This is a genomic window from Pseudonocardia yuanmonensis (assembly GCF_039542425.1).
GTDB classification, from domain to species: Bacteria; Actinomycetota; Actinomycetes; order Mycobacteriales; family Pseudonocardiaceae; genus Pseudonocardia; species Pseudonocardia yuanmonensis.
Genome location: NZ_BAABIC010000003.1, coordinates 92,512 through 105,829 on the forward strand (window position 1 = coordinate 92,512; position 13,318 = coordinate 105,829).

At 71.6% G+C, this 13,318-nt stretch carries 13 protein-coding genes; 3 read left to right on the forward strand and 10 right to left on the reverse strand.

Annotated features, from left to right (window positions below):
• Nucleotides 1-26: 26 nt before the first annotated feature.
• The 5 genes from prcA to fdhA all read right to left on the reverse strand — a co-directional run bounded on the left by prcA (nucleotide 27) and on the right by fdhA (nucleotide 5,187).
• Nucleotides 27-857, reverse strand: coding sequence for a proteasome subunit alpha (prcA, locus tag ABD990_RS05115; RefSeq protein WP_345378685.1), 831 nt, complete (start codon nucleotides 855-857; stop codon nucleotides 27-29).
• A gap of 52 nt (nucleotides 858-909) precedes the next feature.
• On the reverse strand, nucleotides 910-1,848 hold the full coding sequence (prcB, locus tag ABD990_RS05120) for a proteasome subunit beta (protein WP_345378686.1): 939 nt from the start codon (nucleotides 1,846-1,848) through the stop codon (nucleotides 910-912).
• A 111-nt stretch (nucleotides 1,849-1,959) separates the two neighbouring features.
• Nucleotides 1,960-2,157: a ubiquitin-like protein Pup gene (locus ABD990_RS05125; protein WP_345378688.1), complete on the reverse strand. Its 198-nt coding sequence runs from the start codon at nucleotides 2,155-2,157 to the stop codon at nucleotides 1,960-1,962.
• Between the two features lie 168 nt (nucleotides 2,158-2,325).
• Nucleotides 2,326-3,828: a depupylase/deamidase Dop gene (gene dop / locus ABD990_RS05130; RefSeq protein ID WP_345379036.1), complete on the reverse strand. Its 1,503-nt coding sequence runs from the start codon at nucleotides 3,826-3,828 to the stop codon at nucleotides 2,326-2,328.
• Between the two features lie 144 nt (nucleotides 3,829-3,972).
• The gene (fdhA, locus tag ABD990_RS05135; protein ID WP_345378690.1) at nucleotides 3,973-5,187 is read right to left on the reverse strand and encodes a formaldehyde dehydrogenase, glutathione-independent; all 1,215 of its coding nucleotides are present in this window, start codon (nucleotides 5,185-5,187) and stop codon (nucleotides 3,973-3,975) included.
• 52 nt (nucleotides 5,188-5,239) lie between these two features.
• Between fdhA and ABD990_RS05140 the strand changes: the two genes are divergently transcribed.
• On the forward strand, nucleotides 5,240-5,776 hold the full coding sequence (locus ABD990_RS05140) for an NUDIX domain-containing protein (protein WP_345378692.1): 537 nt from the start codon (nucleotides 5,240-5,242) through the stop codon (nucleotides 5,774-5,776).
• 72 nt (nucleotides 5,777-5,848) lie between these two features.
• Here the strand turns inward: ABD990_RS05140 and lpdA are convergent, their stop codons facing one another.
• Together lpdA and ABD990_RS05150 are read right to left on the reverse strand one after the other, a co-directional pair.
• Nucleotides 5,849-7,252 carry a dihydrolipoyl dehydrogenase gene (gene lpdA, locus ABD990_RS05145; RefSeq protein ID WP_345378693.1) on the reverse strand — a complete coding sequence of 468 codons (1,404 nt, stop codon included), beginning with the start codon at nucleotides 7,250-7,252 and terminating at the stop codon, nucleotides 5,849-5,851.
• 88 nt (nucleotides 7,253-7,340) lie between these two features.
• Complete coding sequence (locus ABD990_RS05150; protein WP_345378695.1) at nucleotides 7,341-7,877, reverse strand: MarR family winged helix-turn-helix transcriptional regulator; 537 nt, start codon at nucleotides 7,875-7,877, stop codon at nucleotides 7,341-7,343.
• 92 nt (nucleotides 7,878-7,969) lie between these two features.
• On the opposite strand from ABD990_RS05150, the gene ABD990_RS05155 reads away from it, so the two are divergent.
• Both ABD990_RS05155 and ABD990_RS05160 read left to right on the forward strand, forming a co-directional pair.
• Nucleotides 7,970-8,530: a YceI family protein gene (locus ABD990_RS05155; protein ID WP_345378696.1), complete on the forward strand. Its 561-nt coding sequence runs from the start codon at nucleotides 7,970-7,972 to the stop codon at nucleotides 8,528-8,530.
• 97 nt (nucleotides 8,531-8,627) lie between these two features.
• Nucleotides 8,628-9,368, forward strand: coding sequence for a helix-turn-helix domain-containing protein (locus ABD990_RS05160; protein ID WP_345378698.1), 741 nt, complete (start codon nucleotides 8,628-8,630; stop codon nucleotides 9,366-9,368).
• A gap of 111 nt (nucleotides 9,369-9,479) precedes the next feature.
• Here the strand turns inward: ABD990_RS05160 and ABD990_RS05165 are convergent, their stop codons facing one another.
• From ABD990_RS05165 to ABD990_RS05175, 3 genes are all read right to left on the reverse strand, one after another.
• Nucleotides 9,480-9,896, reverse strand: coding sequence for a VOC family protein (locus ABD990_RS05165; protein ID WP_345378700.1), 417 nt, complete (start codon nucleotides 9,894-9,896; stop codon nucleotides 9,480-9,482).
• A gap of 191 nt (nucleotides 9,897-10,087) precedes the next feature.
• Nucleotides 10,088-11,845 (reverse strand): proteasome ATPase, encoded by a 1,758-nt coding sequence (gene arc, locus ABD990_RS05170; protein ID WP_345379037.1) that lies wholly within the window; start codon nucleotides 11,843-11,845, stop codon nucleotides 10,088-10,090.
• A 215-nt stretch (nucleotides 11,846-12,060) separates the two neighbouring features.
• Nucleotides 12,061-12,951 carry a tRNA (adenine-N1)-methyltransferase gene (locus ABD990_RS05175; RefSeq protein ID WP_345379038.1) on the reverse strand — a complete coding sequence of 297 codons (891 nt, stop codon included), beginning with the start codon at nucleotides 12,949-12,951 and terminating at the stop codon, nucleotides 12,061-12,063.
• Between the last annotated feature and the right edge of the window lie 367 nt (nucleotides 12,952-13,318).

The following is a 13,318-nucleotide window of genomic DNA, read 5'->3' on the forward strand; positions in this document are numbered from 1 at the left end:
GGGGTGGACCGGCGCGCAGGGTCGGGTCAGTTCAGCGAGGGCGGCGTGCCCGGGCCGCCCGACGTGCCGTTCTCCGGCAGCACGCCGCCGGCGGCCGGGGTGTCGTCCCCGCCGCGGACCTCCGGCTCGTCCGCGGACCCGCCGCGGTTCGCGGCGGGCAGCAGGTTGCGCAGCACGGGGCCCTTGATCCGGCGGAAGGCGCGGCCCTGTCGGGTGCGGTCCAGCACGGCCACCTCGAGGGCCTTCTCGCCCAGTACGCGCGGCTCGGTGCCGTTGCCCGGTCCGGCGCCGGGGACCTGCAGGCCCTCCAACGCGGCCGCGAGCGCCTGGCCGAGGTCGTGGCCGGCGTCGTAGACGTCCTTGAGCTTGGCCGAGATCGGCTCGGTGGTGCCCCCCATCACCACGTACTGCGGCTCGTCCGTGATCGAGCCGTCGTAGGTGATCCGGTACAGCTGGTCGCCGTCCTGGGTCTCCCCCACCTCGGCCACGCAGATCTCGGCCTCGTAGGGCTTCTGCTGCTCCACGAACGCCGCGCCGATGAACTGCGCGTAGGTGTTGGCCAGCCAGCGGCTGGTGACGTCCCGCCGGTCGTAGGAGAACCCGCGGGAGTCGGCGAGCCGGATGCCGGCGGTGCGCAGCCCCTCGAACTCGTTGTACCGGCCGACGGCGGCGAACCCGATCCGGTCGTAGATCTCGGAGACCTTGTTGAGCGCGGTGGAGTGGTTCTCGGCGACGAACAGCACGCCGCCGGAGAAGGTCAGGACCACGACGCTGCGGCCGCGGGAGATGCCCTTGCGGGCGAGCTCCGAACGGTCGCGGAGCAGCTGGTCGACGGAGGAGTAGAAGGGCATCGTCATCGGGGGACGCTCCTGAGTCTCATCGTGCTGGCCGGGTGCGAGCGGGGGGCGCTCAGCCGCCCGGGTTCTCCGCCCGGTCCGCCACGATCCGGTCGACGATCCCGGCGATCTCCTCCTCGGAGCGCCGCACGGCGCCCTCGGGGCCCGTGATGCTGACGACGACCGGGTAGATCTTCCGCACCAGGTCCGGCCCGCCGGTGGCGGTGTCGTCGTCCGCGGCGTCGTACAGCGCCTCGACCGCGCTGCGCAGCGTGGTCTGCAGGTCCGCCGACGTCCGGTGGATCTTCTTCAGTGCGGACTTGGCGAACACCGACCCGGAGCCGACGGCGTGGTAGCCCAGCCACTCGTCGTAGCGCCCGCCGGTGGGGTCGTAGGTGACGATGCGGCCGGCCTTGGCCGGGTCCGGCTCCTCCGTGTCGTAGCCCGCGAACAGCGGCACCACCACGAACCCCTGCATGGCCGCGCCGAGGTTGCCGCGGATCATCCCCGCCAGCCGGTTGGCCTTGCCGTCCAGCGACATGGCCACGCCCTCGATCTTCTCGTAGTGCTCGAGCTCGACCGAGTACAGCCGGATCATCTCGATCGCGATGCCTGCGGAGCCGGCGATGCCGACCGCGGAGTGCGAGTCCGTGATGAAGATCTTCTCGATGTCCCGCTGGGCGATCACGTTGCCCGCGGTGGCGCGCCGGTCGCCGGCGATGACGACGCCCTCGGCGAACTGCAGCGCGACGATCGTGGTCCCGTGCGGCACGCCCAGCGACTCGGGGGTGGCGGACCGAGCCTCGGTGCGCGGCGCGTCGAACATCCGGCCGGGGAGCAGGTGCGGCTGGGTGGCCGCGACGTAGTTGGCGAACGACGTCTCGCCCAGCGCGGCGAAGGCGGCGTGGTGGCCGAGCCCGGCGAGCCCGTCACGACCGGGCTCGGGGGAACCGGGGGACGGGCGACCGAACGAGCCTCCAGCGGGCCCGGGGATGCCCTCGCGGAACTCCATGGTGGGGTGTGTGCCTCTCCTCGTCGGGGTGTCGCTCACGGATGGGGCCGGATAGACCGAACGACGGGCCGGACCCCTCCGGGGCCCGACCCGCCGGCGGCACGGGTGCGGCTACTCGCCGCCCTTCTGCACGTACGCGCGGACGAAGTCCTCGGCGTTCTCCTCGAGGACGTCGTCGATCTCGTCGAGGATCGTGTCGACGTCCTCGCCCAGCTTCTCCCGGCGCTCCTGGCCGGCTGCCGAGGCGTCGCCGCTCTCGTCGTCGTCGCCGCCGCCACCGCCCTGACGCTTCGTCTGCTCCTGGGACATGACGTCTCCTCCTCGCGTCCGATCCCGGGCGACCCGCCACCGTCGTGGCAGGCAGACCCCGGGGTCCGATGGGTCCAGCCTACTTGGCGGGACCCGCGACCGCCCACGGTTCGCGGGTTGCGAACTGATGTCCCGCCCGTCGGGTGCGACCCGCCGGGCGGGTCGGCCTCACCCGTTGGTGAGGGCCTTCACCAGCTCCTCGGCCGTCCGCGAGCCCTCGATCAGCTCGCCGACGTGCCGGCGCGTGCCGCGCAGCGGCTCCAGCGTGGGGATGCGGACCAGCGACTCCCGGCCCAGGTCGAAGATGACCGAGTCCCAGGACGCCGCCGCGACCTCCGCGGGGTAGCGCTCCAGACAGCGGCCGCGGAAGAAGGCGCGGGTGTCCTCCGGCGGGTTCCGGATCGCGCGCTCGACCTCCTCCTCGGTGACCAGGCGCTTCATCGACCCGCGGGTGACCAGCCGGTTGTAGAGGCCCTTGGCCATGCGGACGTCCGTGTACTGCAGGTCGACCAGGCCGAGCCGGCCCGAGCTCCACTGCAGGTTGTCCCGCTCCCGGTAACCGTTGAGCAGCCGCAGCTTGGCCGTCCAGTCGAGCCGGTCCGCCGTCCGCATCGGGTCCTCGGAGAGGTCCTCGAGGATCTCGCCCCAGAGCCGGAGCACCTCGGCGGTGTCCGGGTCGATGTCGGCGCCCTGGGCGTTCTCGACGTGCTTGACGGCCTTCTCGTGGTAGGCCCACTGCAGCTCGACGGCCGTGAGCGAGCGCCCGTCCGTCAGCTCCACCTTCTGCTGCAGCGACGGGTCGTGGCTGATCTGGTGGACGGCGCGCACCGGTTCGGCCAGGCGCAGCTCGTCGAACCGGACGCCGTTCTCGATCATGTCGAGGACCAGCGCGGTGGTGCCGACCTTGAGCAGCGTGGAGTACTCGCTCATGTTGGCGTCGCCGATGATCACGTGCAGCCGGCGGTACTTGTCGGCGTCGGCGTGCGGCTCGTCGCGGGTGTTGATGATGCCGCGCTTGAGCGTGGTCTCCAGGCCGACCTCGACCTCGATGTAGTCGGCGCGCTGAGAGATCTGGTAGCCCTCGGCGTCCCCCTGGGCGCCGATGCCCACCCGGCCGGCACCCGTGATGACCTGGCGGGACACGAAGAACGGGGTGAGCCCGCCGACGATCGCCGGGAACGTGGTCTGCCGGGCCATGAGGTAGTTCTCGTGCGAGCCGTAGCTCGCACCCTTGCCGTCGACGTTGTTCTTGTAGAGCTGGATCCGCGGCGCGCCGGGCACGGTGGCGGCCCGCACCGCGGCCTCCTCCATGATCCGCTCCCCCGCCTTGTCCCAGATGACGACGTCGCGCGGGGTCAGCACCTCGGGCGTGGAGAACTCCGGGTGCGCGTGGTCGACGTAGAGCCGGGCGCCGTTGGTGAGGATGACGTTGGCCGCGCCGAGGTCGTCGAGCTCCGAGTCGTTGCTCGAGCTGGACAGGGTGGGCGACGACAGGTCGAACCCCCGGGCGTCGCGCAGCGGCGACTCGACCTCGTAGTCCCAGCGGGCGCGGCGGTTGCGCGGGATGTCCTGCGCGGCCGCGTACGCCAGCACGATCTGCGTGGAGGTGATGACGGGGTTGGCCGTCGGGTCGCCGGGCACGGAGATGCCGTACTCGACCTCGGTGCCCATGATGCGGCGGGCGGTCACGAACGGACCTCGCGGGAGTGCATCCCCAGAGCCTAACCCGCCCGACGGCCGCGACGGCGGTCGCCGGGCGGGTCGGCCGGCCCCGTGGTCACCCGGAGCGGGTCACCGACCGGGACGTCCGGCGGCTCACGCGGCAGGGACCATGCCGTGCGGGTCCAGCACATACTTGCGGGCCGCGCCACGGTCGAACTCCTGGTACCCGCGCGGGGCGTCCTCGAGCGGGATGACCGTGGCGTTGACGGCGTCGGCGATGTGCGCCTTGTCGTGCAGGATCGCCATCATCAGCTTGCGGTTGTAGCGCAGCACCGGGCACTGGCCGGTCACGAAGCTGTGGCTCTTGGCCCAGCCGAGGCCCAGCCGCACCTTCAGCGTGCCCTCCTTGGCGTCCGGGTCCGCCGCGCCCGGGTCGCCAGTGACGTACAGGCCCGGGATGCCGAGGCTCCCGCCGGCCCGGGTGATGCTCATGATGTCGTTGAGCACCTGGGCGGGCTTCTCCTCGCCGCCGCCGTGCCCGGTGGCCTCGAAACCCACGGCGTCGACGGCGCAGTCGACCTCGTTGGTCCTGAGGATCTGGTCGATCTGCTCCTCGAGGGTCGCCGACTGCCCGATGTCCACGGTCTCGCACCCGAAGGAGCGCGCCTGCTCAAGGCGCTCCTTGTTGAGGTCCCCGACGATCACCACGGCGGCGCCCAGCAGGTGTGCGGAGTAGGCGGCGGCCAGCCCCACCGGCCCTGCCCCGGCCACGTAGACGGTCATGCCCGTCGTCACCCCGGCGGAGACGGCGCCGTGGTAACCAGTCGGGAAGATGTCCGAGAGCATCGTCAGGTCGCGGATCTTCGCCAGCGCCTGGTCGCGGTCCGGGAACTTCATCAGGTTGAAGTCGGCGAAGGGCACCATGACGTAGTCCGCCTGCCCGCCCTCCCAGCCGCCCATGTCGACGTAGCCGTACGCCGAGCCGGCCCGGGCGGGGTTGACGTTCACGCAGATGCCCGTCGCGCCCTCGCGACAGTTGCGACAGCGGCCGCAGGCGATGTTGAACGGCACCGTGACGATGTCCCCGACGTCGAGGAACTGGACGTCGTTACCCTTCTCGATGATCTCCCCGGTGATCTCGTGGCCCAGGGTCTGCCCGGGCGGCGCGGTGGTGCGGCCGCGGACCATGTGCTGGTCCGACCCGCAGATGTTGGTCGAGACGTTCTTGAGGATCACCGCGTGCGGCGCCTCGCGGCTCATGCCCTTGGCCTGCGCGACGTCGGCGGGGACCTCCAGCTTCGGCATGTCGTGGTCCTCGACCTCGACACGGCCGGGCTCCTTGTAGACGACGATCCTGTTTCCACCCATGGACCCCTCCCTACTCTGCTGTGGTCAAGGTCACAACAGGACCATGGTCCCCATGAGTACCGGGGAGGAGCTGATCGCGGTCTTCGACGCGGCCGGGAACGTCGTCGGCGCGGCCCCGCGCGCGGAGGTCTACGCCCGGTCGCTGTGGCACGGCAGCGCCGGGGTGATCCTGCGCAGTGGTGACGGCCGGCGGGTCTACGTGCACCGCCGGGCGGACGACAAGCTCGTGATGCCGGGACTGTGGGACTGCGTGGCCGGCGGGGTGGTGGACCCCGGCGAGACCCCGCCGGAGACGGCGGCCCGCGAGCTGGCCGAGGAGCTCGGCGTCCGGGGGGTGCCCCTGCGGCTGCTGCTGGCGGCGGCGTGGGAGTCCGGCCCGGGGCCCGGACTCGGCGGTCCCGAGGGACTGCGCTGCCACCTCTTCGGCTACGAGGCCTTCTCCGACGGCCCGGTCCGGCACCAGGCGTCGGAGGTGGCGGAGGGCGGGTGGATGACCACCGCCGAGCTCGCGGCGCTGCTCGCCGACCCGGCCCGCCCCTTCGCGCCGGACAGCCGGATCCTCGCCGAGCACTTCCTCGGCACCCTGTGAGCCCGCCCCGGACGCACGAACGGCACTGTCGTTCACTCCTGATGAGCGACAGTGCCGTTCGTGCGGTCGGGATCAGAAGTTGATCATGTGGCCGGCCAGGCCGTGGATCGCCTCCTGCAACGCTTCCGACAGGGTCGGGTGCGCGTGCACGTTGCGGGCCAGCTCGGTGGCGGTGAGGTCCCACCGCTGCGCCAGCGTGAGCTCGGGCAGCAGCTCGGTGACCTCCGGGCCGATCAGGTGGCCGCCGAGCAGCTCGCCGTAGGTGTCGTCCGCGATCAGCTTGACGAACCCGCCCGGCTCGGCGAGGCCCTGGGCCTTGCCGTTCGCGGTGAACGGGAACTGCGCGACCTTGACCTTCCAGCCGCGCTCGTCGGCCATCTCGCGGGCCTGCGCCTCGGTGTAGCCAAAGCTCGCGACCTGGGGCTGGCAGAAGGTGGCCCGCGGCATCATCGCGTAGTCGAGCTCCTGGGTCTCGGCGCCCGCGATGGTCTCCGCGGCGACGACGCCCTGGGCCTCGCCGACGTGGGCGAGCATCAGCTTCGCGGTGACGTCCCCGATCGCGAAGATGTGCGGCACCGAGGTCCGCATGTAGTCGTCGATCTTGATCGCGCCGCGCTCGGTCAGCTCGACGCCCGTCTTCTCCAGGCCGTAGCCCTCGACCCGCGGCTGGAAGCCGATGGCCTGGATGACCTTGTCGGCCTTGAGGTCCTTCGAGCCCTTGGCGTCGGACACGGTGACGGTGACCTGGTCGCCCGAGTCGTCGATCTTCTCGACCTTCGTGCTGGTCAGGACGTCGACACCGAGCTTCTTGTAGCGCTTGCCGAGCTCCTTCGACACGTCCGCGTCCTCGAGCGGGAGGAGGCGGTCGAGGAACTCGACGATGGTGACCTTCACGCCGTAGTTCGCCAGGACGTAGGCGAACTCGACGCCGATCGCGCCGGCGCCGGCGATGATCACGCTGCCCGGGAGCTCACGCGTGGTGATCTGCTCCTCGTAGGTCACGACCCGGTCCGAGAGCGAGGTGCCCGGCAGCAGCTTCGTGATGGCGCCCGTGGCGATGATGCAGTTCTCGAACTCGACCGTCTCCGTGCCGCCGTCGGACAGCGCGACCTCGATGGTGTTCGGGTCGGTGAAGGTCCCGCGCCCGGTGAACTCGGTGATCTTGTTCTTCTTCATCAGGAAGTGCACGCCCTTGACCCGGCCGTCCGCGACCTGCCGGCTGCGGTCGAAGGCCGCGCCGTAGTCGAAGGAGACGTCGCCGCTGATGCCGAAGGTCTTCTGCTCCTTCGTCACCAGGTGCGCCAGCTCGGCGTTGCGGAGCAGGGCCTTCGACGGGATGCAGCCGACGTTCAGGCAGACGCCGCCCCAGTACTTCTCCTCGATGACGGCCACGCTCTTGCCGAGCTGCGCAGCGCGGATCGCTGCCACGTAACCACCGGGACCGGCACCGAGTACGACGACGTCGAAGCGAGACATGCCACCAGCCTAGGACGCCGGGGCCGCGCAGGTCGGGCCCGGTCCGCCCGGGCGGGGCCGGTGCGACCCACGGCACGTCCGGTGACGATCACCCGGCCTCCGGACAGGCCTCCTCCTCCGCCTGCGTCGGGGTCGGGCAGCCCGTGTCGTCCCCGGCGGGCCAGACCGGGCGGTCGGTCAGGTGCGCGACGAGCGTCTCGCTGACGTCCCGCAGCGCCGCGGCCTGGGCGGGGGTCAGGGCGTCGAACAGCAGGGACCGGACCGTCTCGACGTGCCCGGGTGCCGCGGCCTGCAGCGCGGCCAGGCCGGCGTCGGTGAGCCGGGCCCAGGCGCCCCGCCGGTCCGTCTCGCACGCCGTGCGCTCGACCCAGCCCGCCTCCTCCAGGCGCGCGACCGCGTGCGAGAGCCGGCTCCGGGACGACAGCGACGTGTCGGCGAGCCTGCTCATCCGCAGGGTGCGGTCCGGCGCCTCGGACAGCCGCACCAGGATCTCGTAGTAGCCGTGCGGCATCCGCGCCTCGTTCTGCAGCTGGCGCTCGACGCGCTCGAACAGCAGGCGCTGGGCCGTCAGGAAGGCCCGCCAGGTGCGCTGCTCCTCGTCGTCGAGCCAGCGGGTGTGCGCCACGTCACTTCTCCTATGGTTGAACACTCAACTCAACAGCACTATGGTCGCTCTCAACACCTGAGAGTTCAACCAAATCTTCCCCGGAGGACGTCATGACCGCAGCAACCACCCAGATCCCCGGCTACGTCGTGGGCACGTGGGACATCGACCAGGTCCACTCGGACGTCTCCTTCTCCGTGCGCCACATGATGGTCAGCAAGGTCAAGGGTCGCATCGCGCAGTTCGGCGGCACCATCACCACCGCCGAGCGCTTCGAGGACTCGAAGGTCGAGGCCACCCTGGACGCCACGTCGATCGACACGAACAACGAGCAGCGCGACGGGCACATCAAGTCCGCCGACTTCTTCCAGACCGAGAAGTACCCGGAGTGGACCTTCGTCTCCACCGGGATCGAGGCCGACGGCTCGGACTACAAGCTGAACGGCGACCTCACCATCAAGGGCGTCACCAGGCCGGTGTCGCTGTACCTGGAGATCGGCGGCTTCGGCCCCGACGCCTACGGCGGCACCCGCGCCGGCTTCACCGCCACCACCACCATCAACCGCAACGACTTCGGCGTCGACATCTCGCTGCCGATGGACGGCGGCGGCGTGGTCGTCGGCGAGAAGGTCCAGCTGGCCCTCGAGATCGAGGCCGTGCTCCGCACCGCCTGAGTGCTCGCTGCGGAAGGCCCGTCCACCGGTGAGGTGGGCGGGCCTCCGCCGTTCTCGGGTCCGATTCCTGTCGGGGGGCCGGGGTAGCGTCGCGGCCGTGAGCTACCGGGAGCTGGCCCCGCCCGCGCCGCTGCGCGGGCTGGTCGAGTGCCTGTGGAGCTCGGCACCCATCGGGCCCGGCCGCGTGCTGCCGGACGGCTGCATGGACCTGCTGGTCGACGAGGCCGGCACCCTCACGGTCGCCGGGCCGGACACGGCCGCCTTCGTCACGGGCTGGCGGGCCGGCGCCCGCAACAGCGGCCTGCGGTTCCACCCGGGCGTGCTGCCGCGGCTGCTCGGGGTGCCGGCCGCGGAGGTGCGCGGGATCCGGGTCGCGCTGACCGAGGTCTCCCCCGCGGCGGCCCGGATCGCAGGCCGCGCGCTCGAGCGTCGATCGCCCGGGACCTCGAGCCCGCCCGGCCCGCCGGCTGCCGGCACGCTGTTCCGGCTCGTCGCGGCACTCGCGGCCGAGGAGTCGGCGCGGGAGACCGCGCCGTGGAGCCTGCTCGCCCTGGGCCGGGTCACCGCGCGGCTCGGTGCGGGGGCGGCCGTCGGCGAGGTGGCCGGGGAGCTGGGCTGGTCGACCCGCTCCCTCACCCGGCACTGCAGCGCCGTGTACGGCTACGGCCCCGCCGTCCTGCGCCGGGTGCTCCGCTTCCGCGCGGCCACCACCCTGCTGGGCGCGGGTCTGCCGCCGGCCGAGGTGGCGGCGCGGACCGGCTACGCCGACCAGCCGCACCTCTCCCGCGAGGTCCGCGCCCTGGCCGGCGTCCCCGCAAGCTCGCTCCGCCCCTCCTGACCCTCGGCACACTCCGCCGATCACGGCGATCCCTTGATCGTCAGGAGCTGAGGGCTCGATCTGTGCGCAGAAAGAACCCTCAGCTCCTGGTGATCACGTGCGCGTGCCGGGTCAGGTCGTGGGCAGGGCCGCGAAGAGGTCGACGTGGGTGCCGTCGGGGTCGTGGACGGTGGCGTAGCGCTGACCCCAGAAGGCGTCGAAGGGTTCGCGCTCCGAGGGGGCGCCGGCGGAGGTGAGGGCGGCGTGGGCGGCGTCGACGTCCGCGGGCGTGCCGTAGCCGAAGGCCAGCGCGAGCCGCCCCTCCCCCGTCGGCGGCGTCCAGTCGGCGGTGAAGCTCGCGATCGTGGCCTCGGTGTCGAAGGCCAGGCGGTTCCCGCCGGGCAGCGCCAGCTCGACGTGCGGCTGGTCCTCCGCCCCGTCGGGCACGTCCAGGCCGAGTGTCCGGTAGAAGGCCAGCGCCTTCGCCAGGTCGGCGGTCACGATCTCGAAGACGGTGGTGCTCGGTCGGGTGGTCGGTCGAAGTGCCATGGGCTCACGCTACGAACGCGCCCGGCCCGCCGTCGTGAACGAATCGGCCAACCCGACGTCGAGCGGGACGTCAGGGCTGTTCCGCCACGCACGAACAGCCCTGAGGTCCCGCTCACCGCGACGTCAGGGCGACCGGGAACGGCGGAGGCCCCGCCCGGCGGACCGGGCGGGGCCTCGTGCGCACTGCTCGTCTACAGGTACTGGCCGGTGTTCGACGCGGTGTCGATCGCGCGGCCGGTGGCCTCGTTCTTGCCGGTGACCAGCGTGCGGATGTAGACGATCCGCTCGCCCTTCTTGCCCGAGATGCGGGCCCAGTCGTCCGGGTTGGTGGTGTTGGGCAGGTCCTCGTTCTCGGCGAACTCGTCGACGATCGCGGACAGCAGGTGCGCGACCCGCACGCCGCGCTGCCCGGTCTCGAGTACCGACTTGATCGCGGACTTCTTCGCCCGGTCGACGATGTTCTGGATCATCGCACCGGAGTTGAAGTCCTTGAAGTACAGGGTCTCCTTGTCACCGTTGGCGTAGGTGACCTCGAGGAACCTGTTGTCCTCGGACTCGTCGTACATGCGCTCGACGACGCGCTGGATCATCGCGTCCACGCAGGCCTTGCGGTTGCCGCCGAACTCCGCCAGGTCCTCCTCGTGGACCGGCAGCGTGTTGGTGATGTACTTCGAGAAGATGTCCTGCGCCGCCTCGGCGTCCGGCCGCTCGATCTTGATCTTCACGTCCAGGCGGCCAGGCCGCAGGATCGCGGGGTCGATCATGTCCTCGCGGTTCGACGCGCCGATGACGATGACGTTCTCGAGGCCCTCGACACCGTCGATCTCCGCCAGCAGCTGCGGCACGATCGTCGTCTCGACGTCCGACGACACGCCGGAGCCACGGGTCCGGAAGATCGAGTCCATCTCGTCGAAGAACACGATCACCGGGGTGCCGGCCGAGGCCTTCTCCCGCGCCCGCTGGAAGATCAGCCGGATGTGCCGCTCGGTCTCGCCGACGAACTTGTTGAGCAGCTCCGGGCCCTTGATGTTGAGGAAGAACGCCCGGCCCTCGTTCGGGTCGTCCCCGCGCTGGGCCGCGATCTTCTTGGCCAGCGAGTTGGCGACGGCCTTGGCGATGAGCGTCTTGCCGCACCCGGGAGGGCCGTAGAGCAGCACGCCCTTGGGCGGGCGCAGCTCGTACTCGGTGAACAGCTCGGCGTGCAGGAACGGGAGCTCGACCGCGTCCCGGATCTGCTCGATCTGCCGGAACAGACCACCGATGTCCTCGTAGCCGACGTCCGGGACCTCCTCCAGCACGAGGTCCTCGACCTCGGCCTTCGGGACCCGCTCGTAGGCGTAGCCGGCCTTGGTGTCGACCAGCAGGGAGTCGCCCGGCTTGAGCGGCACGAAGTTCGGGTCCGCCTCGTCGAACAGCGGGGCGGCGAGCCACACCACCCGCTCCTCGTCCGCGTGCCCCACGACCAGGGCGCGGCCGGCCAGGCCGTCCTTCGGCTCGGTGAGGACCTCGCGCAGGCCGCAGACCTCGCCGATCTTCTCCCAGTCGCCGGCCTCGACGACGGTGAGCGCCTCGTTCAGCCGCACGGACTGCCCGCTGCGCAGGGTGTCCAGCTCCACCGCCGGGGAGACCGCGACGCGCATGCGCCGGCCGGAGGTGAAGACGTCGACGGTGTTGTCCTCGTAGGAGGTGAGGTAGACGCCGTAGCCGCTCGGGGGCTGGGCCAGGCGGTCGACCTCCTCACGGAGGGCGACGAGCTGGCTGCGCGCCTCCTTGAGGGTCTCGGTGAGCTTCTCGTTGCGCGCGCTGAGCTGGGAGAGCCTGCTGGCGGACTCGGCGAGCCGCTGCTCGAGCAATCGCGCGTGCCGGGGGGATTCGGTCAGCTTGCGCCGCAGCATCGCGACTTCTTCCTCGAGGTAGCGGATCTGTGCCGCTGCCTCCGCCGGGGACAGGGCCCCGCCGTCGCCTGGCTGGTAGTTGCCGGGACCGTCGTCGTAGGGGTTCACGGCATCCTCCCTCCGTGTTCCGTTTCCATACGGTACCCGTAGACGTCGCCCACGGCGGTGAGGCGATCTGGTGATCCGTCACTCACGCGGACGGCACCTTGACGCCACCGGGGTGTCTGGTTCCCGTAATCGAGCGGTTCACACAGCTCGACCGAACGCCCTCAGCGACTGCTCGGTCTGCGCTGCGGGCGGGGCGGGACCACGCCGTCGGCGAGTCGGCGGGCGGTCACCAGGAACGCCGTGTGACCGATCATGCGGTGCTCGGGCCGGACGGCCAGCCCGACGACGTGCCACGGCCTGATCAGGGATTCCCACGCCTGCGGCTCGGTCCAGCACTGCATCTCGCGCAGCTTCTCGACCAGCGTCGAGAGCTGTGTCGTGGTCGCGACGTAGCCCACGAGGACGCCGCCCGGGATGAGGGCGTCACGCACCGTATCCAGCTGTTCCCACGGCGCGAGCATGTCCAGGACCGCGCGGTCGACGGGCTCGGCGCGGCCGTCGTGGGTGGAGAGATCACCGACGCGCAAGCTCCAGTTGGGTGGCGTGTCGCCGAAGAACCGTCGCACGTTGCGATCGGCGTGTTCGGCGTGGTCGGGGCGGATCTCGTACGAGACCACCGAACCGGTGGGGCCCACGGCCTGGACGAGCGAACAGGTCAGCGCGCCCGACCCGGCGCCGGCCTCCAGCACCCGCGCGCCCGGGAAGATGTCGCCCCACACGAGGATCTGCGCGGCGTCCTTCGGGTAGATCACGGCGGCGCCGCGGGGCATCGACAGGACGTAGTCGGCGAGCAGCGGCCGCAGCGCGAGGTACGGCGTGTTGGCCGCCGAGTGGACGACCGATCCCTCGGGCTTGCCGATCAGGTCGTCGTGCGCCAGGGCGCCGCGGTGGGTGTGGTAGCTGCCGCCGGCCTCCAGGACGACCGTGTACTTACGGCCCTTGGGGTCGGTGAGCTGGACGCGGTCGCCCTCGCGGAAGGGGCCGCCGCGGGCGCGGAAGCCGGTGGTCTCCTCCGCGGCCGGCGCGGTCCCGGCATCCACTCCGGCGTGCATCCCGGCATCGACACCGACACCTGCGTCGACGGGCTCCTCGCGGGCGGCCCCGTCGGCGTGGTCGGCGGGGTCCGGCGCGCCGAGGTCGGCGCCGGGGCCGGTGCCGGCGTCGGTGCCGGAGTCGGTGATGACACCGGAGGCGGCGCGGAGGTCGGAGTCGGGCACGGGGCGCAACGCTACTTCCCCGGCCCCCGGCGCCTCCGCCCGGCTGCGGGCGCCGTCCGGGTCGCCCGGGACTGTCGGTGGGCTCGCCTAGCCTGACGGGTGTGATCGAGCAGGCGGGCGACCCCGCGACCGTGCCCGGCCCCGGGCTGCCCACCGGGCCGGGTGACCCGGGACCGGCCGGGGGGAGGCTCGCGGACACCGG